Origin of the sequence: Altererythrobacter sp. B11 (genome assembly GCF_003569745.1) — a bacterium.
Lineage (GTDB): Bacteria > Pseudomonadota > Alphaproteobacteria > Sphingomonadales > Sphingomonadaceae > Croceibacterium_C.
In genome coordinates, this window is sequence record NZ_AP018498.1 from 2,926,636 (window position 1) to 2,950,322 (window position 23,687).

Annotated in this window: 23 protein-coding genes, 1 tRNA gene and 1 other RNA gene; 9 read left to right on the forward strand and 16 right to left on the reverse strand. The window is 67.0% G+C overall.

Annotation, left to right across the window (positions count from 1 at the left end; all coding sequences use genetic code 11):
* Positions 1-33: 33 nt before the first annotated feature.
* From rseP to rpsB, 8 genes are all read right to left on the reverse strand, one after another.
* Complete coding sequence (rseP, locus tag AEB_RS13875; RefSeq protein WP_231958740.1) at positions 34-1,149, reverse strand: RIP metalloprotease RseP; 1,116 nt, start codon at positions 1,147-1,149, stop codon at positions 34-36.
* Position 1,150: 1 nt separating this feature from the next.
* A complete protein-coding gene (gene dxr, locus AEB_RS13880) occupies positions 1,151-2,302 on the reverse strand; it encodes a 1-deoxy-D-xylulose-5-phosphate reductoisomerase (RefSeq protein ID WP_119084642.1) in 1,152 nt (383 codons plus the stop codon).
* Positions 2,302-3,012: a phosphatidate cytidylyltransferase gene (locus AEB_RS13885; RefSeq protein WP_231958741.1), complete on the reverse strand. Its 711-nt coding sequence runs from the start codon at positions 3,010-3,012 to the stop codon at positions 2,302-2,304. The genes dxr and AEB_RS13885 overlap by 1 nt, the downstream gene beginning before the upstream one ends.
* Positions 2,999-3,640 carry a polyprenyl diphosphate synthase gene (gene uppS, locus AEB_RS13890; protein WP_119084643.1) on the reverse strand — a complete coding sequence of 214 codons (642 nt, stop codon included), beginning with the start codon at positions 3,638-3,640 and terminating at the stop codon, positions 2,999-3,001. The genes AEB_RS13885 and uppS overlap by 14 nt, the downstream gene beginning before the upstream one ends.
* A 116-nt stretch (positions 3,641-3,756) precedes the next feature.
* The gene (frr, locus tag AEB_RS13895; protein ID WP_119083677.1) at positions 3,757-4,314 is read right to left on the reverse strand and encodes a ribosome recycling factor; all 558 of its coding nucleotides are present in this window, start codon (positions 4,312-4,314) and stop codon (positions 3,757-3,759) included.
* Between the two features lie 2 nt (positions 4,315-4,316).
* Entirely contained in the window at positions 4,317-5,039 is a 723-nt protein-coding gene (pyrH, locus tag AEB_RS13900; RefSeq protein ID WP_119083678.1) for a UMP kinase, read from the reverse strand.
* Positions 5,040-5,238: 199 nt separating this feature from the next.
* Complete coding sequence (tsf, locus tag AEB_RS13905) at positions 5,239-6,165, reverse strand: translation elongation factor Ts (protein ID WP_119083679.1); 927 nt, start codon at positions 6,163-6,165, stop codon at positions 5,239-5,241.
* 98 nt (positions 6,166-6,263) lie between these two features.
* The gene (gene rpsB / locus AEB_RS13910; protein ID WP_119083680.1) at positions 6,264-7,049 is read right to left on the reverse strand and encodes a 30S ribosomal protein S2; all 786 of its coding nucleotides are present in this window, start codon (positions 7,047-7,049) and stop codon (positions 6,264-6,266) included.
* A gap of 353 nt (positions 7,050-7,402) precedes the next feature.
* Here rpsB and AEB_RS13915 point away from each other — a divergent pair, with 353 nt between their 5' ends.
* Positions 7,403-7,657: a hypothetical protein gene (locus AEB_RS13915; protein WP_119083681.1), complete on the forward strand. Its 255-nt coding sequence runs from the start codon at positions 7,403-7,405 to the stop codon at positions 7,655-7,657.
* On the opposite strand, the gene AEB_RS13920 is transcribed toward AEB_RS13915, so the two are convergent.
* Both AEB_RS13920 and AEB_RS13925 read right to left on the reverse strand, forming a co-directional pair.
* Entirely contained in the window at positions 7,599-8,465 is an 867-nt protein-coding gene (locus AEB_RS13920) for a CDP-alcohol phosphatidyltransferase family protein (protein ID WP_172593195.1), read from the reverse strand. The genes AEB_RS13915 and AEB_RS13920 overlap by 59 nt on opposite strands.
* The gene (locus tag AEB_RS13925; RefSeq protein ID WP_119083683.1) at positions 8,465-9,217 is read right to left on the reverse strand and encodes a phosphatidylserine decarboxylase; all 753 of its coding nucleotides are present in this window, start codon (positions 9,215-9,217) and stop codon (positions 8,465-8,467) included. The genes AEB_RS13920 and AEB_RS13925 overlap by 1 nt, the downstream gene beginning before the upstream one ends.
* Before the next feature lie 275 nt (positions 9,218-9,492).
* Between AEB_RS13925 and AEB_RS13930 the strand changes: the two genes are divergently transcribed.
* Genes AEB_RS13930 through AEB_RS13950 form a run of 5 tightly spaced genes read left to right on the forward strand, consistent with a single transcriptional unit; the run spans position 9,493 to position 15,163 of the window.
* Positions 9,493-11,013: a putative bifunctional diguanylate cyclase/phosphodiesterase gene (locus AEB_RS13930; RefSeq protein ID WP_231958742.1), complete on the forward strand. Its 1,521-nt coding sequence runs from the start codon at positions 9,493-9,495 to the stop codon at positions 11,011-11,013.
* Positions 11,010-11,750 carry a LysM peptidoglycan-binding domain-containing protein gene (locus AEB_RS13935; RefSeq protein ID WP_119083685.1) on the forward strand — a complete coding sequence of 247 codons (741 nt, stop codon included), beginning with the start codon at positions 11,010-11,012 and terminating at the stop codon, positions 11,748-11,750. The genes AEB_RS13930 and AEB_RS13935 overlap by 4 nt, the downstream gene beginning before the upstream one ends.
* 58 nt (positions 11,751-11,808) lie before the next feature.
* Positions 11,809-13,410 (forward strand): serine/threonine-protein kinase, encoded by a 1,602-nt coding sequence (locus tag AEB_RS13940; protein WP_119083686.1) that lies wholly within the window; start codon positions 11,809-11,811, stop codon positions 13,408-13,410.
* 11 nt (positions 13,411-13,421) lie between these two features.
* Positions 13,422-14,432 (forward strand): type VI secretion system-associated FHA domain protein, encoded by a 1,011-nt coding sequence (locus AEB_RS13945; RefSeq protein ID WP_119083687.1) that lies wholly within the window; start codon positions 13,422-13,424, stop codon positions 14,430-14,432.
* Complete coding sequence (locus tag AEB_RS13950) at positions 14,429-15,163, forward strand: PP2C family protein-serine/threonine phosphatase (protein WP_231958743.1); 735 nt, start codon at positions 14,429-14,431, stop codon at positions 15,161-15,163. Before AEB_RS13945 ends, AEB_RS13950 begins: the two co-directional genes overlap by 4 nt.
* Before the next feature lie 9 nt (positions 15,164-15,172).
* Here AEB_RS13950 and AEB_RS13955 read toward each other — a convergent pair.
* Positions 15,173-15,258: transfer RNA gene (locus AEB_RS13955), tRNA-Tyr, on the reverse strand.
* Positions 15,259-15,405: 147 nt separating this feature from the next.
* Between AEB_RS13955 and rlmB the strand changes: the two genes are divergently transcribed.
* Together rlmB and AEB_RS13965 are read left to right on the forward strand one after the other, a co-directional pair.
* The gene (gene rlmB, locus AEB_RS13960) at positions 15,406-16,194 is read left to right on the forward strand and encodes a 23S rRNA (guanosine(2251)-2'-O)-methyltransferase RlmB (RefSeq protein WP_119084645.1); all 789 of its coding nucleotides are present in this window, start codon (positions 15,406-15,408) and stop codon (positions 16,192-16,194) included.
* Positions 16,195-16,220: 26 nt separating this feature from the next.
* Complete coding sequence (locus tag AEB_RS13965) at positions 16,221-17,111, forward strand: hypothetical protein (protein ID WP_119083688.1); 891 nt, start codon at positions 16,221-16,223, stop codon at positions 17,109-17,111.
* Between the two features lie 111 nt (positions 17,112-17,222).
* On the opposite strand, the gene AEB_RS13970 is transcribed toward AEB_RS13965, so the two are convergent.
* On the reverse strand, positions 17,223-17,495 hold the full coding sequence (locus tag AEB_RS13970; RefSeq protein WP_119083689.1) for an HU family DNA-binding protein: 273 nt from the start codon (positions 17,493-17,495) through the stop codon (positions 17,223-17,225).
* Between the two features lie 271 nt (positions 17,496-17,766).
* Positions 17,767-20,160, reverse strand: coding sequence for an endopeptidase La (gene lon / locus AEB_RS13975; RefSeq protein ID WP_119083690.1), 2,394 nt, complete (start codon positions 20,158-20,160; stop codon positions 17,767-17,769).
* 202 nt (positions 20,161-20,362) lie between these two features.
* On the opposite strand from lon, the gene AEB_RS13980 reads away from it, so the two are divergent.
* Complete coding sequence (locus tag AEB_RS13980; RefSeq protein ID WP_119083691.1) at positions 20,363-21,352, forward strand: phosphatase PAP2 family protein; 990 nt, start codon at positions 20,363-20,365, stop codon at positions 21,350-21,352.
* A gap of 6 nt (positions 21,353-21,358) precedes the next feature.
* Here the strand turns inward: AEB_RS13980 and AEB_RS13985 are convergent, their stop codons facing one another.
* The 3 genes from AEB_RS13985 to ffs all read right to left on the reverse strand — a co-directional run bounded on the left by AEB_RS13985 (position 21,359) and on the right by ffs (position 23,660).
* Complete coding sequence (locus AEB_RS13985; protein WP_119083692.1) at positions 21,359-21,700, reverse strand: YbaB/EbfC family nucleoid-associated protein; 342 nt, start codon at positions 21,698-21,700, stop codon at positions 21,359-21,361.
* Positions 21,697-23,523, reverse strand: coding sequence for a DNA polymerase III subunit gamma/tau (locus AEB_RS13990; protein ID WP_119083693.1), 1,827 nt, complete (start codon positions 23,521-23,523; stop codon positions 21,697-21,699). Before AEB_RS13990 ends, AEB_RS13985 begins: the two co-directional genes overlap by 4 nt.
* A 42-nt stretch (positions 23,524-23,565) precedes the next feature.
* Positions 23,566-23,660: signal recognition particle sRNA small type (ffs, locus tag AEB_RS13995), an RNA gene on the reverse strand.
* Between the last annotated feature and the right edge of the window lie 27 nt (positions 23,661-23,687).

Below are 23,687 nucleotides of genomic sequence, written 5' to 3' on the forward strand. Positions count from 1 at the left end.
TGCAATTGCACCATCCGGGGCCCGTCCGCCCGCCTAGCTGCCGAAGATCGGCAGCGAGACGATATCGTTGATGGTCACGAACAGCATCAGCGCGAGCACGAAGGCTATGCCGGTTTTGAACGCCCATTCCTGACTGCGTGCGCTGGCTGGTTTACGGCGGACCGCTTCGGCCGCGTAGAAAGCCAGGTGCCCGCCGTCTAACGCGGGAATTGGCAGCAGGTTAATGAATGCCAAGTTAATCGAGATCAGCGCCGCGAAACCCACGAAATTGCGCCATCCCAAGCTCAGCTGCTCGCCCGAGAACTTGGCGATCTTGATCGGCCCGCCCAGCTCTTCCACCGATCGGCGACCGGTCACGATCTGCCAGATGCCCGTGACCATCGCCCGCACCGTTTCCCCGGTCTGCGTGACACCCAGGCCCAGGGCTTCGACCGGCCCCACGGCGGCCACTTCCCGCTGGCTGGAGCCGATGCCGAGCTGGCCGATCTTGAACTCATTGCCGAAGCGATCCTGCTCATGCACCGTGCCGAGCACGGCGGGCAGGCTGCGCGTTTCGCCGTCGCGCTCCAGCCGCACCGTCACCGGCTCGCCCGGATAGAGCGAGACCCAGCGGGCCAGATCCTCGAAGCTCTGCATCTCGCGCCCGTTGATGGAGAGGATGCGGTCGCCCGGCTCGATGCCCGCTTCGGCCGCCGCGCTGCCTTCGGCCACCACTTCCACCACCGGCGGGGTGACGAGCTTGCCATACAGCAGGTTGAAGCTGCCGAGGATCGCAATCGCGATCAGGAAATTGGTCAGGGGTCCGGCGGCGACGATCAGCGCGCGCTGCCACAGCGGCTTGGACTGGAACGTGCGGTTGCGTTCTTCCTCCGGCAGGGAAAGCCATTCCGCGCTGGGCTGGCTGGCCGGGTTCATGTCGCCTGCGAATTGCACATAGCCGCCCAGCGGCAGCGCCGAGAGCTTCCAGCGCGTACCGCGCCGATCGGTAAAGCCGGCGATTTCCTTGCCGAAGCCGACCGAAAAGGCATCGGCCTTCACGCCGAAGAGGCGGCCGACAAGATAGTGGCCGAACTCATGCAAGGTAACGAGCGGCCCCAGCACGAGCAGGAAGCCGAGGATCCACATCCAGAAGGGCGGAGATTCGAACAAGTCAGGCAGGCTCCAGCATTTCGGCGGTCAGTGCCCGCGCCTCCGCATCGACGGACATGACATCCTCGAGGCAGGCAGGTGCGGGAGGGCGATCGCGATTCAGCGTCTGCGCCACAATTGCCGAAATTTGCGTGAACGCGATCTGACCGGCGAGGAAGGCCGCCACCGCCACTTCATTCGCGGCATTGAGCACGGCCGGCGCCGAACCGCCCTCTTCCGCCGCTTCCCGCGCCAGCCTGGTCGCCGGAAAGCGCACTTCGTCTGGCGCAAAAAAGGTCAGCTCGCCGATGCCGGCAAGGTCCAGCGGCAGGCAGGGCGTGTCCATCCGCTCCGGCCAGGCGAGGCAGGAGGCGATCGGCACGCGCATGTCCGAAGGGCCGAGCTGCGCCAGCGTTGAGCCGTCACGATATTCGACCATGGAATGCACCACGCTTTGCGGGTGGACGAGGATGCGCAGCCGGTCGAGCCCCACGGGGAACAGGTGATGCGCCTCGATCAGTTCCAGCCCCTTGTTCATCATGGTGGCGGAATCGACGCTGATCTTCGCCCCCATGTCCCAATTGGGATGGGCCACGGCCTGCGCCGGCGTCGCCCGCGCAAGTTCATCAAGGCTCCACAGCCGCAACGGCCCGCCGCTGGCGGTCAGCGTGATACGGCTGACGTCGGATCGCTTGTTGCCCTGCAGGCACTGGAAGATCGCATTGTGTTCGGAATCGACCGGCAGCAGCGTGGCCCCGTGATGCGCGACCGCCGCCGTCATCACATCGCCCGCAGAAACCAGCGCTTCCTTGTTGGCCAGCGCGATGGTGCCGCCCTGCTCGATCGCCCGCATCGTCGGGCCGAGCCCGGCGCAGCCGACGATCGCCGCCACGGTCAGGTCCGCCGGGCGGCCCGCCGCCTCGCACAGCGCCTCGCGCCCGCCCGCGGCCTCGATACCGCTGCCGGCCAGCGCCTCGCGCAGTTCGCCAAGGCAGCTCTCGTCTCCCACCACCGCCAGTTCCGCATCGAACTCGCGCGCCAGACGCGCCAGTTCCCTGGCCTGGCAATTGGCGGTGAGCGCCACCACCCGCCATTCACCCCGGTTGCGGCGAATGAGATCGAGCGTCGAGGCGCCGATGGAGCCCGTCGCGCCCAGGATCGAGATCGAACGCATCACCATGCCGTCGCCGCTCCCGAGAGACCGACGATCAGCGCCACCGGCAGCAATCCATCGACGCGATCAAGCACGCCGCCATGGCCCGGGATCAGCCGCGAGCTGTCTTTCACCCCGGCCTTGCGCTTGAGCCAACTCTCCAGAAAATCTCCGGCCTGCGCCGCAATCGCCAGCAGGGCACCGGCGAAAAAGGCGGCGGTCGCAAAGGAAACTCTTGCACTCTCCTCCCACCCGGCTTGTGGTCCCACTGCAAAGCCGATGCAGGCCAGCACCAGCCCGGCCCCCAGCATCCCCCCGGCAAGGCCGGACCAGGTCTTGGAAGGGCTGATCCGCGGCGCGATCTTCGGCCCGCCGAAGCGGCGGCCGGTGAAATAGGCGCCGGTGTCGGTGGCGATCACCACCCCCAGCACGGCCAGTACCATCGCCGGGCGCATTTCCGCCAGCGCGCTGGCAGCCAGCCCGATGTAGAAGAACGCGACCAGCACGCCGGCCAGCCGCACGGCAAGGTTCGGCGTTGCGCGAAAGATCAGCAGGGCCGCCTCGCCAAAGCCGACCACGGCGACCAGCGCGACGAAGATATCGAGCACCATCCCGCCCAGCCACAGTGCGACGCCGGCCACCAGCAGCATTACCGCCGCCGAAGCGGCCCGCACGGGCAGGTCCGAGGTCCTTACCGCCAGCGGTACGGGGACGCTTTCACCTTCCGCCAAAACGCCGCTCCCGTCCGGCAAAGCTCGCCAGCGCCTCTTCCAGATGGCCGACAGTGAAATCGGGCCACAGCACGTCGGTGAACCACATTTCGGCATAGGCCGCCTGCCACAGCAGGAAATTGGACAGGCGCAATTCGCCGGACGTGCGCACCAGCAGATCCAGCGGCGGCAGATCGGCCGTGTCGAGATTGGCGGAGATCGTCTCCACGCTCACCTCGCCCCGCTCGGCCGCGCGCGCCGCGGCGCGGGCGATTTCCTGCTGCGAGCCATAGTTCAGCGCCACCGCCAGCGTGCGCGTGCCCTTGGCCGTGCGCTCCAGCGCATCTTCGAGCATGGCGACAATATCCGGCTCCAAGGCCTTGTAATCGCCGATAATCCTCAGCCGCACGTCATTGGCGAGAAATTCGGGCAGATCGCTTTTGATGAAGCGCCGCATCAGGCCCATCAGATCGCTGATCTCGTCCTGCGGGCGCTTCCAGTTCTCGCTGGAAAAGGCATAGAGCGTGACGCAGTCGAGCCCGAGCGGCTCCAGCGCCCGCACCATGCTGCGCACCGCTTCCACGCCCTTGCGATGCCCCATGACGCGCGGCAGGCGGTGCTGCTTCGCCCAGCGGCCGTTCCCGTCCATGATGATGGCGACATGGCGCGCACCATGCGCAGACCCGCCCGCGAGCGGCGCAGCCGCTTCCGCCTGCCCGCGCCCTCCGGCCTCGCGCGAGGCGAAAGGAGAGGTGGGCTGCACGCTCACTGCTGCAGGATTTCCTTCTCCTTGGCGGCAGCGGCGGCATCGACATCGGCCACGAAGCGATCGGTCATCTTCTGGACTTCCTCTTCCAGACGCTTGCGATCGTCCTCGGAGATGTCCTTCTTCTTCTCGTCTTCCTTCAGCGCTTCCATCCCGTCGCGGCGGACATTGCGGATCGCGATCTTGGCCTTTTCGGCATATTGCCCGGCGAGCTTCGCCAGCTCCTTGCGGCGTTCCTGGGTCAGGTCGGGGATCGGCAGGCGCAGCGTCTGGCCGTCGATCATCGGGTTGAGGCCGAGTCCGGCGTGGGCAATGCCCTTTTCTACCGCGATCACATTCGCCTTGTCCCACACCTGCACGCTCAGCATGCGCGGTTCGGGCGTGTTCACCGTGGCGACCTGGTTCAGCGGCATCATGGAGCCATAGACCTCCACCACCACGGGATCGAGCAGCGCCACATTGGCACGCCCGGTGCGCAGGCCGGAAAGGTCTCCCTTCAGGCTGTCCACCGCTCCCTGCATCCGACGTTCGATGTCGGCCTTGTCATATTTCGCCATTGTCAGGCTTCCTTTTGCACTACCGTCTGCACACCTTCGCCCGCCAGCACCCGCGCCAGATTACCCTTCTCGCGGATCGAAAAGACCACGATGGGAATATCATTGTCGCGGCACAGCGCCACGGCGGAGGCGTCCATCACCTTGAGATTTTCCGCCAGCACAGTGTCGTAACTGACGGTTTCGAAACGCTTTGCCCCCGGATTTTTCTTCGGGTCCGAATCATAGACCCCGTCCACGCTGGTGCCCTTCATCAGCGCGTCGCACTTCATTTCCGCGGCGCGCAGAGCGGCGCCGCTGTCGGTGGTGAAATAGGGGCTGCCGACGCCGGCGGCGAAGATCACCACTCTGCCCTTCTCCAGATGCCGCTCCGCCCGGCGACGGATCACCGGCTCGCACACCTGGTCCATCTGCACGGCAGACTGTACCCGCGTATCCACCCCGAGCTGTTCCAGCGCGTTCTGCATGGCAAGGGCGTTCATCACCGTGGCCAGCATGCCCATGTAATCGGCCTGCGCCCGGTCCATGCCCTGCGCGGCGCCGGCCATGCCGCGGAAGATGTTGCCGCCGCCGATCACCAGGCAGATTTCCAGTCCGCCGTCCTTGGCCTGCTTCACTTCCCTGGCGAGTTCCGCGACGAAGGCGGGATCGATGCCGAATTGCTGATCCCCCATCAGCACCTCGCCCGAAAGCTTGAGCAGGATGCGTTTGGCTTTCGGCGCTGGCATAGGGTCGCTTACCTCTTCGGGGCTGTCTGGATGGCGGCTCTTATAGAGGGCACAGGGGCGGTGCCAAGTATCAAGGCCGATTAGGCGGCGGAGCGATGATGGCCCCCTCCGCCTCTTTCGCGGCCACGCCGATGGCGGCCGTAGAAAAGGCCGCCGGACACTGGTCCGGCGGCCCATTCGGATCACTTGCGAGGCAGGATCAGCCGGCGACGGCCGCAGCCACTTCCGCTGCGAAGTCGCTCGTTTCCTTCTCGATGCCTTCGCCGAGCTGGAAGCGGACATAGTCCTTGAGCACGATCGCCGTGCCTGCATCCTTGCCCGCCTGGGCCACGACGTCGGAAATCGCGGTCTTGTTGTCCATCACGAACAGCTGGCTGAGCAGCGCGTTTTCCTTGGCGAACTTCTTCACCGCGCCCTCGACCATCTTTTCCTGCACGTTCTCGGGCTTGCCGCTCTCCGCCGCTTTTTCGGCCGCGATCTTGCGCTCGCGCTCGAGAACCTCGGGATCGAGGCTATCGGCATCCAGCGCCTGCGGGAAGGCCGCGGCGATGTGCATGGCCAGCTGCTTGCCCAGCGGCTCCAGCACCTCTGCACCCGCGTCGCTTTCCAGCGCCACGAGCACGCCGATCTTGCCGAGGTTCGGCGCCTGCGCATTGTGCATATAGGGCACGACGAGGCCCTGGGTCACTTCCACGCTCTTGATGCGGCGCAGCTGCTGGTTCTCGCCGATGGTGGCGATGTTGTTGGTCAGCGCTTCGCCCACCGTGCCGCCGGCCGGATAGGCAGCGGCCTTGAGCGCTTCGACATCGTCGCTGTCCAGCGCCAGCGCGGCCGCGGTGGCGGTGCGCACGAAGTTCTGGAACTGCTCGTTCTTGGCGACGAAGTCCGTCTCGGAATTGACTTCCAGCGCCACGCCCTTGGTGCCTTCGACGGCAACGCCGACGAGACCTTCGGCCGCAGTGCGGCTGGACTTCTTCTGGGCGGTGGCGAGGCCCTTCGCGCGCAGCGCGTCAACCGCGGCCTCGATGTCGCCATTGCTCTCTTCGAGAGCCTTCTTGGCGTCCATCATGCCTGCGCCGGTCTTCTCGCGCAGCTTCTTCACGTCGGCGATGGTGTAAGCAGCCATCTTTCTGATCCTCTTGAATGTATGCGGGCGCCGGGCCCTGTGACTGGCCCGGCGCGCTAGGTCCTGAATGTGACGCGCCGATGGCGCGCCGGAAGGCTTCAGGCGGAAGCGGCTTCCTGCTCGGCCGGAGCCTCGGCAGCGGCGGCTTCCTCAGGCGGAGTGTCCATGGCGCCGATGTCGGCACCCGAATCGACCACGCCTTCCTGGTGGCCCTTGGTCGCGGCAGCGGCGATGGCATCGCAATAGAGGCGCACCGCACGGCTGGCATCGTCATTGCCCGGGATCGGGAAGGCGATGCCGCTCGGATCGACATTGGTATCGAGCACGGCGACGACCGGGATGCCGAGAACATTGGCTTCCTTGATCGCCAGCTCTTCCTTGTTGGCGTCGATCACGATCATCACGTCGGGGATGCCGCCCATATCGCGGATACCGCCCAGCGACATTTCCAGCTTGTCCTTCTCGCGCGTGAGCTGGAGGACTTCCTTCTTGGTGAGGCCCGAAGTGTCGCCCGAAAGCTGCTCTTCCAGCGCCTTCAGCCGCTTGATGGACTGCGAGATCGTCTTCCAGTTGGTGAGCATGCCGCCCAGCCAGCGATGGTTGACGAAATGCTGCCCGCTGCGGCGTGCGGCTTCGGCGATCGGCTCCTGCGCCTGGCGCTTGGTGCCGACGAACAGCACCTTGCCGCCCGCGCGGACGGTGGCGGAGACGAAGTCCAGCGCGCGAGCCATCAGCGGCACGGTCTGCGACAGGTCGATGATGTGAACACCGTTGCGGGCGCCGAAGATATACGGCTTCATCCGCGGGTTCCAGCGGTGGGTCTGGTGGCCGAAGTGTGCGCCGGCCTCGATCAATTCCTGCATGGTGACGGTAGGAGCCGCCATAATAAAATTCCTTTCCGGTTATGCCTCTGGAAAGCGGGAACAGCCACGCGGAGATCCCGCGGGCGGCACCGGTTGCAATGCCTTCCATGTGAATTTGCCCGGCCGAAGCACCACGAATGCGGCGGATTCCGGCCTGACGGGCGGCCACATAGTCCTCTCAGGCGAGAAAATCCACCCTCAATTCGGCGCGAAAATATCGCTTGCGATCGCGATTTCAGCTTGACGGTCAGAACATAACAGGAACATATGTTCCGCAGAGGGTGACTGTGGTGGAACACCTACCACATGCACGGAGTTATCCACAAGTGCTCAACAGGCGCTCCCCGGCGTCCCGCACAGGTAGGACACGACAGATGATCGAGATCGCCATTTCCCTTTTGTTCGGCTTCACCGCCATTTCGGCGGTGATGGTGGCAGCCATCAGTCTGGCGCGCGGCGCAGCCGGCGCCCAGGCGCTGCTGGCGGAACTCGCAGAAATTCGGATAGCGGAACGCCCGGTGCGGCAGCGGTCGGCGCCGCGACGCACGAGCCAGCCGATCCGCCAGACGATTACTCTTCCGCGGATGCAGCCGTTGCTGGTGCCGCGCCCCTGTTCCGCTGGCGCTTGACCCGGCCATAGCTCACCACGCCATAGGGCATCAGGATCAGATAGACGATGCACAGCCCGGCCAAGGTCCAGAAGGGCTCTGTCAGCAGGGCCGCGAAGACGAGGCCGGCCAATGCGATGGCTTCCAGGCGAATGTTGCGGCGCGGGCGGATCGAGGTCCAGCTGAGCGTCGCAAGGTTGGAGATCATCAGGAAGGCGATCGCCGTTACCCACAGCGCCACCACGATGGGTTCGCGAAATATGCTCTCCCCGCTGGCGATCCAGAGGTAAAGCGGCAGGAAAGCCAGCCCGGCACCCACCGGCGCAGGCACCCCGGTGAGGAATCCGGCCGATTTATGCGGCTGCTCGTCCACGTCGATCTGCGCGTTGAACCGCGCCAGCCGCAGCACGCAGCAGATCGCAAAGGCGAGCGAGGCGAACCAGCCGAAACGCGGCAGGTCCTGCAACGACCACAGGAACAGCACCAGCGCCGGCGCGACGCCGAAACTCAGCGAATCAGCCAGGCTGTCCAGTTCCGCCCCGAAGCGTGACTGCGCCTTGAGCAGCCGGGCAATGCGACCGTCGATCCCGTCGAGCATGCCGGCCAGGATGATGGCGAACACCGTGCGTTCCCAATCGCCGTTAATAGCAAAGCGGATGCCGGTGAGGCCGGAACACAGCGCCGCCGCGGTGATGGCATTGGGCAGCACCGCCCGCAGCGACAGCCCGCCGCCAAGGCGCCGCGTGACTGGCCGCTCATCCTCGCTGGCCTTGGGGCCGAGCCATGACGGCCCCGGTTCGGCTTGTCCGTCCTCGTCCCGCCCGCCGATCACTGGCTGACGCCTTCGATCAGTTGCAGCCGGCCGATCTCGGCCAGCACCGTCTCGCCCGCGATCACCGTCTGGCCCAGCAGCACCTTCGAGTCAGTGCCCTGCGGCAGATAGACGTCCACCCGGCTGCCGAAACGGATCAGTCCCACCCGCTGCCCGGCGGCGACGATGTCCCCCTGCTTCACGAAGGGGACGATGCGCCGCGCCACCAGCCCGGCAATCTGGGTGAAGCCAATCAGCCGCCCGTCGGCGCGCTCTACCAGAATATGCTGGCGCTCGTTTTCCTCGCTCGCCTTGTCGAGATCGGCATTCATGAACTTGCCGGGGATATAGACCACGCGGCGGATCGTGCCGCCCACGGGTGCCCGGTTGATATGCACATCGAACACCGACATGAAAATTGAGATGCGGGTGACCGGTGCGATGCCCAGCCCCGCTCCGCCCGCAGGATCGGCGGCCTGCAGTTCCAGCGGCGGGGGCACCTGCTCGATCAGCGTCACCAGCCCGTCCGCCGGGGCCACAATCAGATCATCGCCTTGTGGCACGACCCGTTCGGGATCGCGGAAGAAGGCAAACACGCCCCCCGCAAGCGCCAGCAGCGGCCAGCCGAGAACCGGCCAGTCGAACAGCAACAGCACGATCAGCGCGATGCCGACGGCAATCAGGCCGAACTGGCGCCCTTCTGGATGGATCGCTGGCCAATGCCATTCCGCGTCACCGCGGCCCCTGTTATCGCGTAGGTCTCCGGCCATGTCGTTCCTCTACGGCCTTGCCAGCCCGGCGACAAGCCACGGCCCGCAAGCACAATATGGACAAAAAACGGTAACGCACGAGGCGGCCTGCGGTTCTGGCTGAAGATCGCGCAAAATCAGCAGCCTGCTGAATCCGGCACCAAAGTACGTGGAGCTCCCACGTGCCCTAAGTATTTATCAACAATTGACATTTAGGCCGGGGGCATGATCGCGCACAGCCTCCCGGCAATATTATACAACCCGGCCGGACCCATGGCCGGGCGCCGGGGCGAATCGTGCTGAGCTCTGCCTTGCTCTCTGCAGGATTGGCAGCCGCGGTCCTGCTGCTGGCCGCCGCCCTCCTTTTGCGCACATCCGGCCTCGCGCTACTGCTGGCCCGTGCGGAGCAGCAACTGGGGCGGGAGTTCACCGGCCCGCTGCCCCGGCGGCTGGCAGGGGCCCTGACGGCGCTGCTGGAGCGGGCGAACGAGCAGGAACATCGCGTCCACCTGAAGCATGCGGTCACCGGGCTGCCGACGCGCGAGCCCCTTGCGGGCCGCATGGCGATCGACGGCGCGGGCACGCTGGCGCTGCTTTCCTGCCGCGATTACGACCGGCTCTGTGCCTTCGATCCGCTGCTGGCGGAGCGGCTGCTGATGACGGTGGTGGAACGGCTCTCCGTCATGCTGCCCCCGTCGCGCTTCCTCGCCCAGGTGGACCGTTCTCACCTGGCGATCTGGACCGGCCCCGAAGTGACGCCGGCTGCTGCAGAGGCGGAACTGGCCGCCCTGGCCTATGCCCTCGGCGATCGCATGGTCGAAGGCGATCACGAGATCCTGCCGGAGATCGTGAAGCGCAGCATCCGCTTCGATGCCGCCCACGGCTCCCCGCATTCCGCCATCTCGCAGGCGCTCTCCAGCTTTTCCGTGCCGCTGGCGTCCGACGGGCGGCCCAAGGTGGCTAGCATCAATGTGGAAGCGCAGGCGCGCGATCGCTATCAGCTGGAGCAGGATCTGCGCCAGGCCATCGCCCGCAACCAGCTGCACATGCAATATCAGCCGCTGATCGACGCCAGCGAGGGGCGCGCGATCGGCGGAGAGGCGCTGATCCGCTGGCATCATCCTCAGCGCGGCCCGATCCCCCCCGGCCAGTTCATCCCGCTGGCGGAAGCCGCCGGGCTGGTGCAGGAGATCGGCCTGTGGGCCATGAACCGCGCGCTGCGCGATGCACGCAACTGGCGCCTTGCCGGCCTGCCGGATCTGCGCGTGGCGGTGAATGTCAGCGGGCAGCAGCTTGAATCCGCCGATCTCGGCCTGCTGATCCTTCGCACGCTGGAACGCCACGGCCTGCCGCCGGAGGCGCTGGAGGTGGAACTGACCGAAAGCGTCGCCCTGGCCGACGATATTCGCGCGCCCGTGCTGTGTGAGGATCTGCGCAGCAAGGGCGTGCGCATCGCGATCGACGATTTCGGCACCGGCTATTCCAGCCTCAGCGCGCTGCGCAACCTGGGCTTCGACAAGCTGAAGATGGACCGCGCCTTCGTGACCGACGTGGACAAACGGCGCGACAGCCAGGCGATCTGCAGCAGCCTGCTGGCGCTGGGGCGCGGGCTCGGCGCGAATGTGCTGGCCGAGGGCGTGGAAACCGAAGCCGAGTATGGCTGGCTGCGGCGGCACGGCTGCCGCTATTTCCAGGGCTTCTACTTCTGCCGACCCGTCGACAGCGAGGATTTCGCCGACTTCGTCCGCGATTCCGATTCCCTTCTCCGGCAGCTGGCCGCCGGCGAACCCCTCCAGTTGCAAGGATCGCGTGCATGAGCCGTTTCCCCCGCTCCCTTTCGATGGTAGGGGCTGCGGCGCTTGCCCTCGGCCTGGCCGCCTGTTCCTCCGGCCCCGGCATGAAGGCGGGTGCACCGCCTGCTGCCCAGACCGCGCCGACGGAGATCGAAACGATTGCCGCCCTGCTCGATCGCGGCGAGGTGAAGGCGGCGCAGAAGCGGCTGAAGCAGGCGCTGCGCAGCGACCCGCTCAACCCTTCGCTGCTGGTGCTGCGGCAGGGCATGCTGGGCGATGCGAAGGCGGACCTCGGCCCGGCGAGCCATCCCTATACGGTCCAGCCGGGCGATACGATGGCCGGCATTGCCGAACGGTTCCTTGGCAACCGGCTGAAATCCTATCAGCTGGCGCGCTACAACAAGATGTCCGATCCCTCCGCCCTCGCCGCCGGCCAGGTGCTGCAGATCCCCGGGCAACCCGCGCAGGCCGAAACCGCACCGCGCGCGGCCCCGCCGAAGAAGCGCAGCTCCGCAGCAGCGGCGGCCGCTCCGGCACCGAAGGCGCAGTCCCGCCCTGCCGCGCCCGCCGCGAGCAAGGCCGATCCGGCAGCGGCGCAGCGCGCGCGCACGGCGGGGCTGGCCGCGCTCAACCGCGGCCAGCCGGGCGAAGCGGTGGCTCTGCTGCAGCGCGCCGCGACGCTCGATCCGGATAACGCCGCCATCTCGCGCGACCTCGCCCGCGCCCGCCGGATTGCCGCGACCGTGAAATCCCAAAGGTAACTGCTTGATAAACCTTGTGGGGTAGCAGGGGCACAAACAACAGAGGGATGGTCGCAACATGACGATGCTGGGTCGCTACCAGATCGAAAGCAGGCTCGGGGCCGGCGCAATGGCGGAGGTCTATCGCGCCACCGACCCGGAGATCGGCCGCACCGTCGCCATAAAGGTGCTCAAGCAGGATTTTGCCGGTGACGAGCAGCTTGCCGGCCGCTTCCTGCGGGAAGCACGCGCCGCCGGCGCGCTGAGCCATGCGAATATCGCCACCATCTACGATGTCGGCCAGGTGGAAGGCGCCTCCTACATCGCGATGGAGCTGGTCGAAGGGCGGCCGCTGGACGAAGTGCTGCACGCGCAGGGGCGCATGCCTTATGAACGAGTGCTGCGGATCGCGCGGCAGCTGGGGGACGCCCTCGCCTATGCCCACGGCGCGGGCGTGGTGCATCGCGACATCAAACCCTCCAACATCCTCATCTCGGAGGATGGGCGAACCGCCAAGCTGGTCGATTTCGGCGTCGCGCGGGTGGGCGATCTGGAAGGCGCCGGCCTGGCGCAGACGCAGGCCGGGCAGCTGATCGGCACGCCCCGCTACATGAGCCCGGAACAGGCGTTGGGCCTGCCGGTCGATCATCGCTCAGACCTCTTCTCGCTCGGCGTGGTGCTGTATGAGATGATCACCGGCAGGGTGGCCTTCCCCGGCAACGGGCTGGGCGCGCTGGCGATCAAGATCGCGCAGGAGAAGGTGGAGCCGGTCGGCCGCATTGCCGGCGATTGCCCCTCGGGCCTGCAGTTCATCATCGACAAGCTGCTGGCGAAGAAGCCGGATCAGCGCTTTGCCGATGGAGCGGCCCTGGTCGCCGCGCTGGACCGCGAGATCCATGCCGCAGGGGAAGCGCCCGGTGGCCGGCGCGGCCTCACTCTTCGCGTGAAGCTGCCGCTCGCGCTGGTGGCCGTCACCGCCCTCGCCCTGTTCGCCTGCATGCAACTGATCTGGAGCCGGCAGGAAGCCGCGCTGGAGAGCATGGCGGCCGTGGCGGGCGAGAGCATCGCCGCCTTCGTCGCCGGCAATGCCGCGGTGGTGGCGGCGGACAATGCCGGCCTGCCGCCGCAGGAGCAGGACTGGACCTCGGTGCAAGCCTTCGTGGCCTCGGCGACGCAGGATCAGGAAGTGCGCGCAATCACCGTGGCCGATGCCGGCGGCGTAGTCCGCGCGGCAAGCCAGCCCGGCCTCGTCGGCCGCGCCTATCAGCCGCAATCCGGCGCCGGCGCGCCTGTCGGGGCGCTGCGTTTCGTGCGGCCGATCGACTATGCCGGCGCGCGCTTCGGTACGGTGGAGATCACCCTCGGCCGGACGGCGCTGGATCAGGCGCTCGCCACCTCGCGCCAGCTGATCATGGCGCTGTCTGCGGTGCTAATGATCGTGGTGCTGGTGGTTGGCTATCTCAGCGGCGCGCTCGTCACCCGGCCGCTGCGGCGCCTGCGGAACGCGCTGGACGATGCGGCGCGCAACGGCTTCGCCCTGCGCATCTCGCACAACCGGCGCGACGAATTCGGCCAGACCTTCGATGCCTTCAACCGCGCTGCGGCGGAGGCCGAAGCCATGGCGAGCACCGACCGGGCGGGGGCGGAGGCAGCGATGCTCGCCACCCGCATCGCGGCGTAGGAGCGGCCGGCATGTATATGCTCCAGCTGTTCGATGCGGACGACGCGGCGCAGCCGATCGACGCGCGCCTGTTCCAGCACGGCGTGATGCGGATCGGGCGCGATCCCGCGGCGGACTGGCCGATCGCGGATGAGGAATGCGCTCTCTCCCGCGCGCATTGCGAGCTGCATGCGGGGCCGGAAGGGCTCGCGGTGCTTTCGCTCGGCACCAATGGCGTGTTCGACGATACGCAGGACAGCCGCCTGCCCGATGGGGAGCTGACCGCCCTGCCCCTGCCCGGCGCGCTGCGCATGGGGCGCTTCCGGCTGGTCGCCACCCACGCCCCCCGCGCGGGCCAGATCGACGAGGGGCGCACGCTGATCCTCAGCCCGCCGCTCGGCGCCTCGCTCGATGTGCCGAGCGAATGGTCGGACGCCGCCACCTTTGCCCGCAGCGGCGACGGGACGCTGTTCGAAGCCTTCTGCGAAGGCGCGCAGATCGATGCCTCGCTGCTCTCCGGCGCGGAGCCCGAGGAGGTCATGCGCCGCGCCGGCGCGCTCTACCGCCAGATGGTGCTGGGCATCGGTGATTTGATGGCAGAGCGCAACACGATGCGCGCGCGCTATCAGCTCAGCCGCACGACGATCGGCGGAGAGGGCAACAATCCGTTCAAATGGGCGCCGTCGCAGCGGCTGGCGATCGACCTGCTGCTGGCCGGCTCCTCCAGCTTCCTGTCCGGTCCGGCGGCGCTGCAGGCCTCTTTCCGCGATCTCAAGCGGCATCTGGTCGCCACCTTCGCCGGCTTGCGCGGCAGCCTGCGCCATGCGGTGGACCGCTTCGCCCCGGCCAGCATCGAAGCCGCCGTCGCCAGCCGCAAGTCGCTGCTGAAGAACCGCGCCGTGCTGCAGGTGGAAGAGATGGAGGCGCGCCATGCCGATCTGTTCGCCCAGGTGGAGGACGGGGTCGCCGGCTCGCTCGATGAAGCCTTCGTGCGCGCCTATGACGATGCCGAGGCGCAGATGAACCGGAGCGAGCGCGCGTGAAGGCGCTGCTGCGCCGGCTGCGCCCCGGGCCGCATGGGGCGGGCAACCGGCCCATCCGCTCGATCGGCCGCAGCCATGTCGGCCGGGTGCGCCGCATCAACGAGGATCGCGTGCTCGACCGCGCCGATCTGGGCCTGTGGGCCGTGGCCGATGGCATGGGCGGGCAGAGCCGCGGCGACATGGCCGCCGAAGCGGTGATCCGCAGCCTCGCCCCCCTGCCCGCCCCGGTCACGCCGGCGGCGATCTCCGCCGCCCTGCGCCGGGCCAACCGCACGATCTATGACGCCGAAGCCGGCCGCAGCGGCACCACTCTGGTCCTGCTGCACATCCAGGACGAGGCGGCGACGCTGCGCTGGGTGGGCGACAGCCGCGCTTATCTGATCCGCGAGGGGCGGCTGGAACTGCTAACCCGCGATCACAGCGTGGTGCAGGAATTGCTGGAAACCGGCCTGATCGACCGCGCGCAGGCCGCCACCCATCCGCAGGCCAATGTCATCACCCGCGCGCTGGGTATCGGCGTGGAGCCGGAAATCGACAGCCGCACGCTCCATTTGCAGCGCGGCGACCGCCTGCTGCTCTGTTCCGATGGCCTCTCCCGCTCCCTGGAAGACGGCGATGCGCAGGGCACTGCCCCCATCGCCGAGCTGGCCGACCGCCTGCTGGCCAACGCCCTCGCCCGCGACGGGACGGACAACGCATCGCTCGTGCTGGTGGAAGTCGGCGGCGACTAGCAAGGCCGGTGGTGGACAGGGCTGGATTCGAACCAGCGTACGCTTGCGCGGGCAGATTTACAGTCTGCTGCCTTTAACCACTCGGCCACCTGTCCACCGGAGAGCCGGAAAAAGCGGGAAATTCCCGCCAATTGAGAAGCCCCGTGATGGGGCCTGCCCGGCCGAGTGGCCGGCTCAATGGCGAAGCGACGCTTGCCTGTCAATGGGGGGGCTGGCAGATGGCCCGCAACATAGGGAGCGACATGGCAAAACGCGGTGAGAAGAAGAACCTGCGCGGGCGCGCGGGGCGTATGCAGGGCGGGCGCGGTTCGGGGCGGGCCACCCAGGGGCACGTGCGCCTGTGGGGCCGCCACGCGGTGGAAGCGGCACTGAAGAACCCCCTGCGTTCGCACCACAAGCTGTGGGCCACGCGCGAGGGGATCGCTTCGCTGGATGGCGAACTACCGGCCGATTTCCCCATCGAATATGCCGAGGTCGCCGATCTCGCCCGGCTGGTGGCGCGCGATGCGCCGCATCAGGGGCTGGTGCTGGAATGCGATCCGCTGGAGGACGTGCACCTGGCCGATGTCATGGACGGGGACGAAGCGCGCCCGATCATGGTGCTGGATCAGGTGACCGATCCGCACAATGTCGGCGCCATCCTGCGATCCGCCGCGGCCTTCAACGCGGCCGCCATCGTCACGCAGGATCGGCATGCCCCGCCGGAAAGCGGCGTCGTGGCGAAATCCGCCTCCGGCGCGCTGGAAATCGTGCCCTGGGTGCGCGTGGTCAATCTCGCCCGCGCGCTGGAAGAGCTGGCAGAGGCGGGATACTGGCGCATCGGCCTGGCCGGAGAGGCGGAGGTCAATTTCGCCGAGGCCCTGCCCGCCGGCCCGGTGGCGCTGGTGCTGGGGGCCGAAGGGGAAGGCATGCGGCACAATGTCGCCGCCCATTGCGACGCTCTGGCCCGCCTGCCGATCGGCGAGGCGATGGAGAGCCTCAACGTGTCCAACGCAGCGGCAATCGCACTTTACGCGGTGGCGACGCGCTAGCCACGCGGCATTCGGGGGGAAAGAGCATGACGAAGATGAACTGGCGGGCCTGGTCCGCCGCCGCCCTTGCGACGGGGGCGGCGCTGCTGCTGGCGGCCTGCATGGTGACGCCGGGGAAATTCGAATCCACGCTGGATATCCGCCGCGACGGGCGCTTCACCTATTCCTACACTGGCGAGATCTTCCTGCTGGCGCTGAGCGATTTGGCCGACATGGCCAATAGCGCGGGTGACGGCGAGTTCAGCGCGACGAGCTGCTGGAACGAGAGCGATTTCGAGGAACGTCCCTGCACGGACGAAGAGCTTGCGCAGCAGCGGGCGGATTGGGAAGCGGGCCGGGAAGCGCGCAAGGCCAAGTCGCAGCGCGAAGCCGAATCCATGCGCGCCATGCTGGGCGGGCTCGATCCTTCCGATCCGAAAGCGGCGGAGGAACTGGCTGAGCGGCTGCGGCGGCAGGTCGGCTGGAACCGGGTGGAATATCGCGGCGACGGGCTGTTCTACGTGGAATTCGCCATCAGCAGCCGGCTGGGGCATGATTTCTCCTTCCCCACCTTCGAACGCTTTTCGATGTCCACTAGCTTTATTTCCGCCACGCTGCGCAAGGGCGGCGCGGTGCGGGTGGACGCGCCGGGCTTCTCCGCCCGTGGCGGCGACAATCCGATGGCCGGGATGATGGCGGGCATGGCCGGCCTCGCCGGCGCCAGCGCCGCCGGGGCGGAGCCCGAGGGCGGAGAGGCTGCGGGCATGCCGCCGATCCCGCAGATGGATGGCACCTTCCGCATCATCACCGATGGCCAGATCATGGCCAACAACACCGATGAAGGCCCCCGGCCGGCGGAAGGCGGGCAGGTGCTGGAATGGACCGTCAACGCCCGCACCCAGTCCCCGCCCATGGCGCTGATCCAGCTGGCAGAGTGAACAGGGGACAAGGCGCCGGCTCGCGCGCCTAACAAGGCAAGGGCCGCCTCCGTTGCCGGGGCGGCCCTTCATACCCTGGAGCCGGCAGCGCCGGCCCCACCGGATTGCAGCTTAGTTCACCGAATCCTTCAGGCCCTTGCCGGCCTTGAACTTCGGCTGGGTGGAAGCCTTGATCGTCATCGGCTCACCCGTGCGCGGGTTGCGGCCCGTGGAGGCCTTCCGCTTGGCGACGGAGAAGGTTCCGAAACCGACGAGGCGAACCTCATCCCCCTTCGAGAGCGCGGTGGTGATCGTATCGAACACGCTCTCCACCGCCTTGGTCGCATCGCTGCGCGTGAGGCCACTCGTGTCGGCTACCGCACCGATGAGCTCGTTCTTGTTCATATCCGAAAAACCCCCTCGATTGTGTTGTCGGAAATCAGGTTTTGAATCGCTCCGCGATGAGGGGAAATTGAGCGAGTTTTCCGGTGCCTGTCAAAGGCAATCCCGCGGAATCGCCACGATTTGCGGGAATTTACGGCCGCCATAGGGCAAATACTGCATGCCATGGCGTCATGGCTGCGCGTGCTGCCGCCACAGCGCGGGAACGCCGAGAGGCAGGCGGTTCGATTCGCTGCGCCGCACACTTTATGGGCGGCGCAGCGAAACCGATGCGTCAGTGCGCCGTGGTGGCCCCGCTCGCAGCGGCGGAAGTCGGCGGCGCAGGCTGGCTGGCCAGGTCGTCCGCCTCGGTCCATTCGATCGCGGCGGTGCCCTGAGTCAGCGCGTGGCGCAGCACCTCGTCCACATGGGCTACGGCGATGATCTCCATCCCTTCTTTAACGTTGTCGGGGATCTCGGCGAGATCCTTCACATTGTCCTCCGGGATCAGCACGGTCTTGATGCCGCCGCGCAGCGCCGCCAGCAGCTTCTCCTTCAGGCCGCCGATCGCCAGCACCCGCCCGCGCAGCGTGACCTCACCGGTCATCGCCACGTCCGGCCGCACCGCAATTCCGGTGAGGGTGGAGACGATGGAGGTGACCATGCCGATGCCGGCCGAAGGGCCATCCTTGGGCACCGCCCCTTCGGGCAGGTGGATGTGGATGTTCTTGCGCTGGAAGATCGAAGGCTTGATGCCATAGGCGGGCGCTCGCGCCTTCACGAAGCTGAAAGCCGTCTGGATGCTTTCGTTCATCACTTCGCCCAGCTTGCCGGTGGACTTGATCTCGCCCTTGCCCGGCGTGGTGACGCTTTCGATGGTCAGCAATTCGCCGCCCACTTCGGTCCAGGCAAGACCCGTCACTGCACCGATCTGCGCTTCCTCCTCGCTCATGCCGAAGCGGAACTTGCGCACCCCGGCGAACTCACCGAGGTTTTCGGGCGTGATGACGATCTTCTCCGCCTTCTTTTCCAGGATCTTGCGCAGACTCTTGCGCGCCAGCCGGGCGATTTCGCGCTCCAGCGTGCGCACGCCGGCTTCCCTTGTGTAATAGCGGATCAGGTCGCGCAGCCCGGCCTCGGTCAGCTCGAACTCGCCCTTCTTCAGGCCATGCGCTTCCACCTGCTTGGCGATCAAATGGCGCTGGGCGATCTCGACCTTCTCGTCCTCGGTATAGCCTTCCAGCCGGATGATCTCCATCCGATCCAGCAGCGGCTGGGGCAGGTCAAGGCTGTTCGCCGTGCAGACGAACATCACGTCGCTGAGGTCGATATCCAGTTCCAGATAATGGTCCTGGAACTTGGCGTTCTGCTCCGGATCGAGCACTTCCAGCAGGGCCGATGCGGGATCGCCGCGGAAATCCTTGCCCAGCTTGTCGATCTCGTCGAGCAGGAACAGCGGATTGCTGGCCCCCGCCTTCTTGAGATTGGTCACGATCTTGCCCGGCAGCGAGCCGATATAGGTCCGCCGGTGGCCGCGGATCTCCGCCTCGTCGCGCACGCCGCCCAGCGACTGGCGCACGAACTCGCGGCCCGTGGCGCGGGCGATGGACTTGCCGAGGCTCGTCTTGCCGACGCCCGGAGGGCCGACGAGGCACAGGATCGGCCCCTTCAGCTTGTTGGTGCGCGCCTGCACGGCGAGATATTCGATGATGCGGTCCTTCACCTTGTCGAGCGCGTAGTGATCCTTGTCGAGCACCTCCTGCGCCTTGGCGATGTCGCGCTTCAGCCGGCTCTTCTTGCCCCAGGGCAGGCCCAGCAGCACATCCAGATAGTTGCGGACCACGGTCGCCTCTGCGCTCATCGGCTGCATGGTCTTGAGCTTCTTCAGCTCGGCATTGGCCTTGGCCTTGGCTTCCTTGGAGAGCTTGAGGCTGTCGATCTTCTGCTGCAGCTCGGCAATCTCGTTGCCGTCCTCGCCCTCGCCGCCCAGCTCGCTCTGGATCGCCTTGAGCTGTTCGTTGAGGTAATATTCGCGCTGGGTCTTCTCCATCTGGCGCTTCACGCGGCCGCGGATCTTGCGTTCCACCTGCAGCACCGACAGCTCGCCCTCCATCACGGAGAACACCATTTCCAGCCGCTTGAAGGCATCGACCTCGCTCAGCAGCTGCTGCTTGGTGGAAACCTTGGCGGACAGCGCGGCGGCGATGGCATCGGCCAGCCGGCCCGGCTCTTCGATATCGGCCAGCTGCTCCTCGATATCCTCGGGCAGCTTCTTGTTATGCTTGGCATATTCGGTGAACTGCTCGAGCGCGGAACGCATCATGGCGGAGGCTTCGCTGCCTTCGTCCACCGCTTCCTCGATCCGCTCGGTCCGCGCGATCACGAATTCATCCTGCTCTTCGAGCGAGACGAGCTTCGCGCGGGTCTGCCCCTCCACCAGCACGCGCACCGTGCCGTCGGGTAGCTTGAGCAGCTGCAGGACCTGGGCGACCACGCCCACGTCATAGAGATCCTCCGCCGTGGGATCGTCACACGCGGGATCGAGCTGGGCGAGCAGGAAGATATCCTTGTCGCCCTCCATCGCCTCGACCAGCGCCGCCACCGACTTGTCGCGGCCCACGAAGAGCGGGACGACCATGCCGGGAAACACGACGATGTCGCGAAGGGGGAGAAGGGGAAGAGAGGTCATAGAAACACTATCCGTCAGTCTGGGGGCGGCCGGCAGGCCGAGCCTTGCTTGCGGCGAATATGGGGACGGCGCCGCATCGCTGCAACGTGGCGCCGCGCGAAGCTGTGGATCGGGAGTGGCCGGCCATCATGGCAGGAAGCTAGCCCGCTGTTCCTCAACCGAAGCTTAAGCTGTTCGCACTAGGCAGGCCGGCATCAGCGGCATGACAGCGAAAGGCCAGCCGATGCGCGAATGGGAATGGATAGTGCCGAGCGTTTTGCTCACCGTCCTCTCCGCGGCGGCGGCGATCCTGTTCATCCCGAACTACGCCGGCCTGCTGCCCGCGCTTTCGATTCTTCCGGCGTGGATGGCGGTGGCCGGGTTGATCGCCTGCCTGTATGGTTTCGCCGCCGCGCTGCGCCGGAGGCATGCCCAACCAATTGCAGCATTGATGCAGTGGCTCGGCAGCGGCGCTGTAAAGGCGGGTTCGGTGGCCCTTATCATGCTGCTGGCGGGGCTCAATTTAATCGCCTTCATGTGGGTGAAGCCGCTGCTGAACTACCTCGTCCCCTTCTCGGCGGACCCGCTGCTGGCGCGGATCGACCATGCGCTGTTCCTCGGCACGGACCCATGGAAGCTGTTGCATCCGCTGGCTTTTCCGGGCGCCGGGGGGCTCTATCACCCGGGCTGGTTCATCATCATGATCTTCGCCCTGCTGATGGCCGCCGCCGCCCGCCCATCGCCGGAACGCTCCGCCGTGCTGCTGAGCTATTTCGTGCTGTGGTCGCTGGTCGGCCCCACCATCCACTCCCTGCTGCCCGCCGCCGGCCCCATTTTTTACGAGCGAATGGGCTACGGATCGCGCTTTGCCGGGCTGGACGGAGGGGTGGAGACGACCGCCGTGGCGGATTACCTGTGGCACATCTACGCCAGCCGCAGCTTCGGCGCCGGCGGCGGGATTTCCGCCATGCCCTCGATGCATGTCACCATCAGCACCTGGACCATGATCGCCTTCGCCACCTTCGCGCGGCGCGGGCTGCCCCTGGCGATCGCCGCCTGGGCAGTGATCTTCGCGCTCTCGATCGCGCTCGGCTGGCACTATGCGGCCGACGGCATCGTCGGCACCGCGGCCGCCTTTGCCTGTTACCGCGCGATCCTGGCGACCTTCCGCCGCCGCGCCGCCCCGCAGGCGGCGCAGGTGGCGATCGCCTGAGCGCCCTCAGCCGAGGCCAGGGAAGTTGAAGCCCGGCGGCAGGCCCATGCCGGACTGGACCTTCTGCATTTCCGCATTGGCGGCCTGATCCGCCTTGCCCCGCGCGTCATTGAAAGCGGCGGCGACGAGATCTTCCAGCATGCCCTTGTCTTCCGGCACAATCAGGCTGTCGTCGATCGACACGCCGAGAATGCGGCCCTTGGCGCTGGCGCGGATCTTCACCAGACCGCCGCCCGAAACGCCTTCTACCTCGATCGTGTCGAGCTTGGCCTGCGCCTCGTTCATCTGCTGCTGGATGGTTTCGGCGGCCTGCTGCGCGGCCTTCATCATTTCTTCCATCGATTTCATGCTGTTCTGCTCCAATTGCTGGTCCCGCGCGGTGCGTCTTCCTCTTCGACGAGTTCGGCACCCGGAAAGACGGCGAAGGCCGCCTCCACCAGCGGGGACTTACGAATACGCTCTGCCTCGGCCGCGCGGGCGGCCTCTTCCTGTTCGCGCAGGGAAGGCGCCCTCCCCCCTTCGCCACGCTCTACCTGCCAGCGCTCTCCGGTGGCGCGCAGCAGGGCATCGCGCAGCTCCGGCGCAGGATCCTCGGAATAGCCCGGCGCCAGCGCGAAGACGAGGCGACCCGGGGTGAGTTCGATCAGCCGCACCCAGTCGCGCATCACCTGCGCCACGCGCAACATGCCAGCCGCATCCACCCGATCGCACAGCTCGCGCCAGTTGACGCTGGCCACCGGTCCACCGGGAGCACCGCCCCCGGCCGATCCGCCGCCCAGCGCGCCGCTCGCCGCCATGTCCTGCAATTGCTTCGCCAGCCGTCCCGGATCGGGGAGATCGGCGGCATGGAGCACGCGCAGCAGCGCCATCTGCGCCGCGACCATGGGATCGGGCGCACCGCGCACTTCCTCGTGCCCCTTGAGCAGCAATTGCCACAGCCGATGAACCTGCCCGGGGGAGAGCCGCTCCGCCCACTCCGCCACCGCCTGCCGCTCTTCCTCGGTCGGCGCGTCGGCCCCGGCATTGCCGACCTGCGCCACCGCAATGCGATGCGTTAGTTCCATCGTACCGCGCAGCAGAGCCACCGGCTCCACGCCAAGCGCATATTGCTTGTCCGCTTCCGCCAGCATCGCCTGCGGATCGCCCGCCAGCAGCGCCGCATAGAGCCGCCGCTGTGCACCCTTGTCCGCCAGCCCCAGCATGTCCCGCACCCGATCCGCCGTGACGAGCGCTCGCTCGCCGCTGCCGGTTTCCAGATCGGCATGGGCAATCGCCTGATCGAGGATCGAGAGCCCGTCGCGCACCGATCCTTCGGCGGCGGAGGCAACCAGCGCCAGCGCCTCCGGGTCCGCCTCCACATCCTCCTTCACGCAGATTTCCGCGAAGTGGCGCTGGAGCAGTTCGGCAGGGATGCGGCGCAGGTCGAAGCGCTGCGTGCGGCTGAGCACCGTGACCGGCAGCTTGTCCACCTCGGTGGTGGCGAAGAGGAACTTCACATGCGCAGGTGGTTCCTCAAGTGTCTTCAGCAATGCATTGAAAGCATTGCGAGACAGCATGTGGACCTCGTCCACGATATAGATCTTGTAACGGGCCGAGACGGCAGCGTAGCGCACCGCTTCGATGATCTCGCGCACATCGTCCACGCCGGTGTGGCTGGCCGCGTCCATCTCGATCACATCGATATGCCGGCCCTCTGCAATGGCCCTGCACGGCTCGCACACGCCGCATGGATCGATGGTCGGCCCGCCCGTTCCATCCGGCCCCACGCAGTTCAGCGCCTTGGCGATCAGCCGCGCGGTCGAGGTCTTGCCCACCCCGCGCACCCCGGTCATCAGGAAGGCATGGGCCAGCCGATCACGCTCGATGGCGTGGCCCAGCGTCTTCACCATGGCATCCTGGCCGATCAGCTCGGAAAAGGTCTGCGGCCGGTATTTGCGCGCCAGCACGCGATAGGGTTGCCCGCTGGCAGCGGGTGCGGACGAGGAGGACGGTGCGGGGGATAGCGGGGGCGCAGCCGGAACTTCCCCGAACATCGCGGCCTGGCCGGCCGCTTCGAGCTCCGCCGCGCTCGGCACGTCGGCAGGCGCGGCGTCACCGCCTGCGCCGGACGCGCCATCCGCCGCGGTTTCCCACGGCGGGGTTTCGCCGGACATGTCGCCTGAATCACCCATGCTGCGGGACGTTAGGCACTGCGGATCGGATTGTCATGGAGAGAAAAAGGAGCCGAGCGACCCGCTGCCATCTACCTTGGCTGCTTCCTTCCGGACCTGACCAGGTGAGCAGACGCGAACGTCCACCCGACTCCCGCGCCGGCATATGGCTGGCGCGCCGGAGA

Excerpts from the sequence above, each read along its gene's own strand:
- AEB_RS13980 (WP_119083691.1), top strand. The coding sequence starts at position 20,363 with ATGACAGCGAAAGGCCAGCCGATGCGCGAATGGGAATGGATAGTGCCG.
- lon (WP_119083690.1), bottom strand. The coding sequence starts at position 20,160 with ATGACCTCTCTTCCCCTTCTCCCCCTTCGCGACATCGTCGTGTTTCCC.
- AEB_RS13935 (WP_119083685.1), top strand. The coding sequence starts at position 11,010 with ATGAGCCGTTTCCCCCGCTCCCTTTCGATGGTAGGGGCTGCGGCGCTT.
- rpsB (WP_119083680.1), bottom strand. The coding sequence starts at position 7,049 with ATGGCGGCTCCTACCGTCACCATGCAGGAATTGATCGAGGCCGGCGCA.
- dxr (WP_119084642.1), bottom strand. The coding sequence starts at position 2,302 with ATGCGTTCGATCTCGATCCTGGGCGCGACGGGCTCCATCGGCGCCTCG.
- AEB_RS13915 (WP_119083681.1), top strand. The coding sequence starts at position 7,403 with ATGATCGAGATCGCCATTTCCCTTTTGTTCGGCTTCACCGCCATTTCG.
- AEB_RS13925 (WP_119083683.1), bottom strand. The coding sequence starts at position 9,217 with ATGGCCGGAGACCTACGCGATAACAGGGGCCGCGGTGACGCGGAATGG.
- AEB_RS13985 (WP_119083692.1), bottom strand. The coding sequence starts at position 21,700 with ATGAAATCGATGGAAGAAATGATGAAGGCCGCGCAGCAGGCCGCCGAA.
- AEB_RS13990 (WP_119083693.1), bottom strand. The coding sequence starts at position 23,523 with ATGGGTGATTCAGGCGACATGTCCGGCGAAACCCCGCCGTGGGAAACC.
- AEB_RS13940 (WP_119083686.1), top strand. The coding sequence starts at position 11,809 with ATGACGATGCTGGGTCGCTACCAGATCGAAAGCAGGCTCGGGGCCGGC.
- AEB_RS13970 (WP_119083689.1), bottom strand. The coding sequence starts at position 17,495 with ATGAACAAGAACGAGCTCATCGGTGCGGTAGCCGACACGAGTGGCCTC.
- rlmB (WP_119084645.1), top strand. The coding sequence starts at position 15,406 with ATGGCAAAACGCGGTGAGAAGAAGAACCTGCGCGGGCGCGCGGGGCGT.
- AEB_RS13945 (WP_119083687.1), top strand. The coding sequence starts at position 13,422 with ATGTATATGCTCCAGCTGTTCGATGCGGACGACGCGGCGCAGCCGATC.
- uppS (WP_119084643.1), bottom strand. The coding sequence starts at position 3,640 with ATGGACGGGAACGGCCGCTGGGCGAAGCAGCACCGCCTGCCGCGCGTC.
- frr (WP_119083677.1), bottom strand. The coding sequence starts at position 4,314 with ATGGCGAAATATGACAAGGCCGACATCGAACGTCGGATGCAGGGAGCG.
- AEB_RS13965 (WP_119083688.1), top strand. The coding sequence starts at position 16,221 with ATGACGAAGATGAACTGGCGGGCCTGGTCCGCCGCCGCCCTTGCGACG.
- pyrH (WP_119083678.1), bottom strand. The coding sequence starts at position 5,039 with ATGCCAGCGCCGAAAGCCAAACGCATCCTGCTCAAGCTTTCGGGCGAG.
- tsf (WP_119083679.1), bottom strand. The coding sequence starts at position 6,165 with ATGGCTGCTTACACCATCGCCGACGTGAAGAAGCTGCGCGAGAAGACC.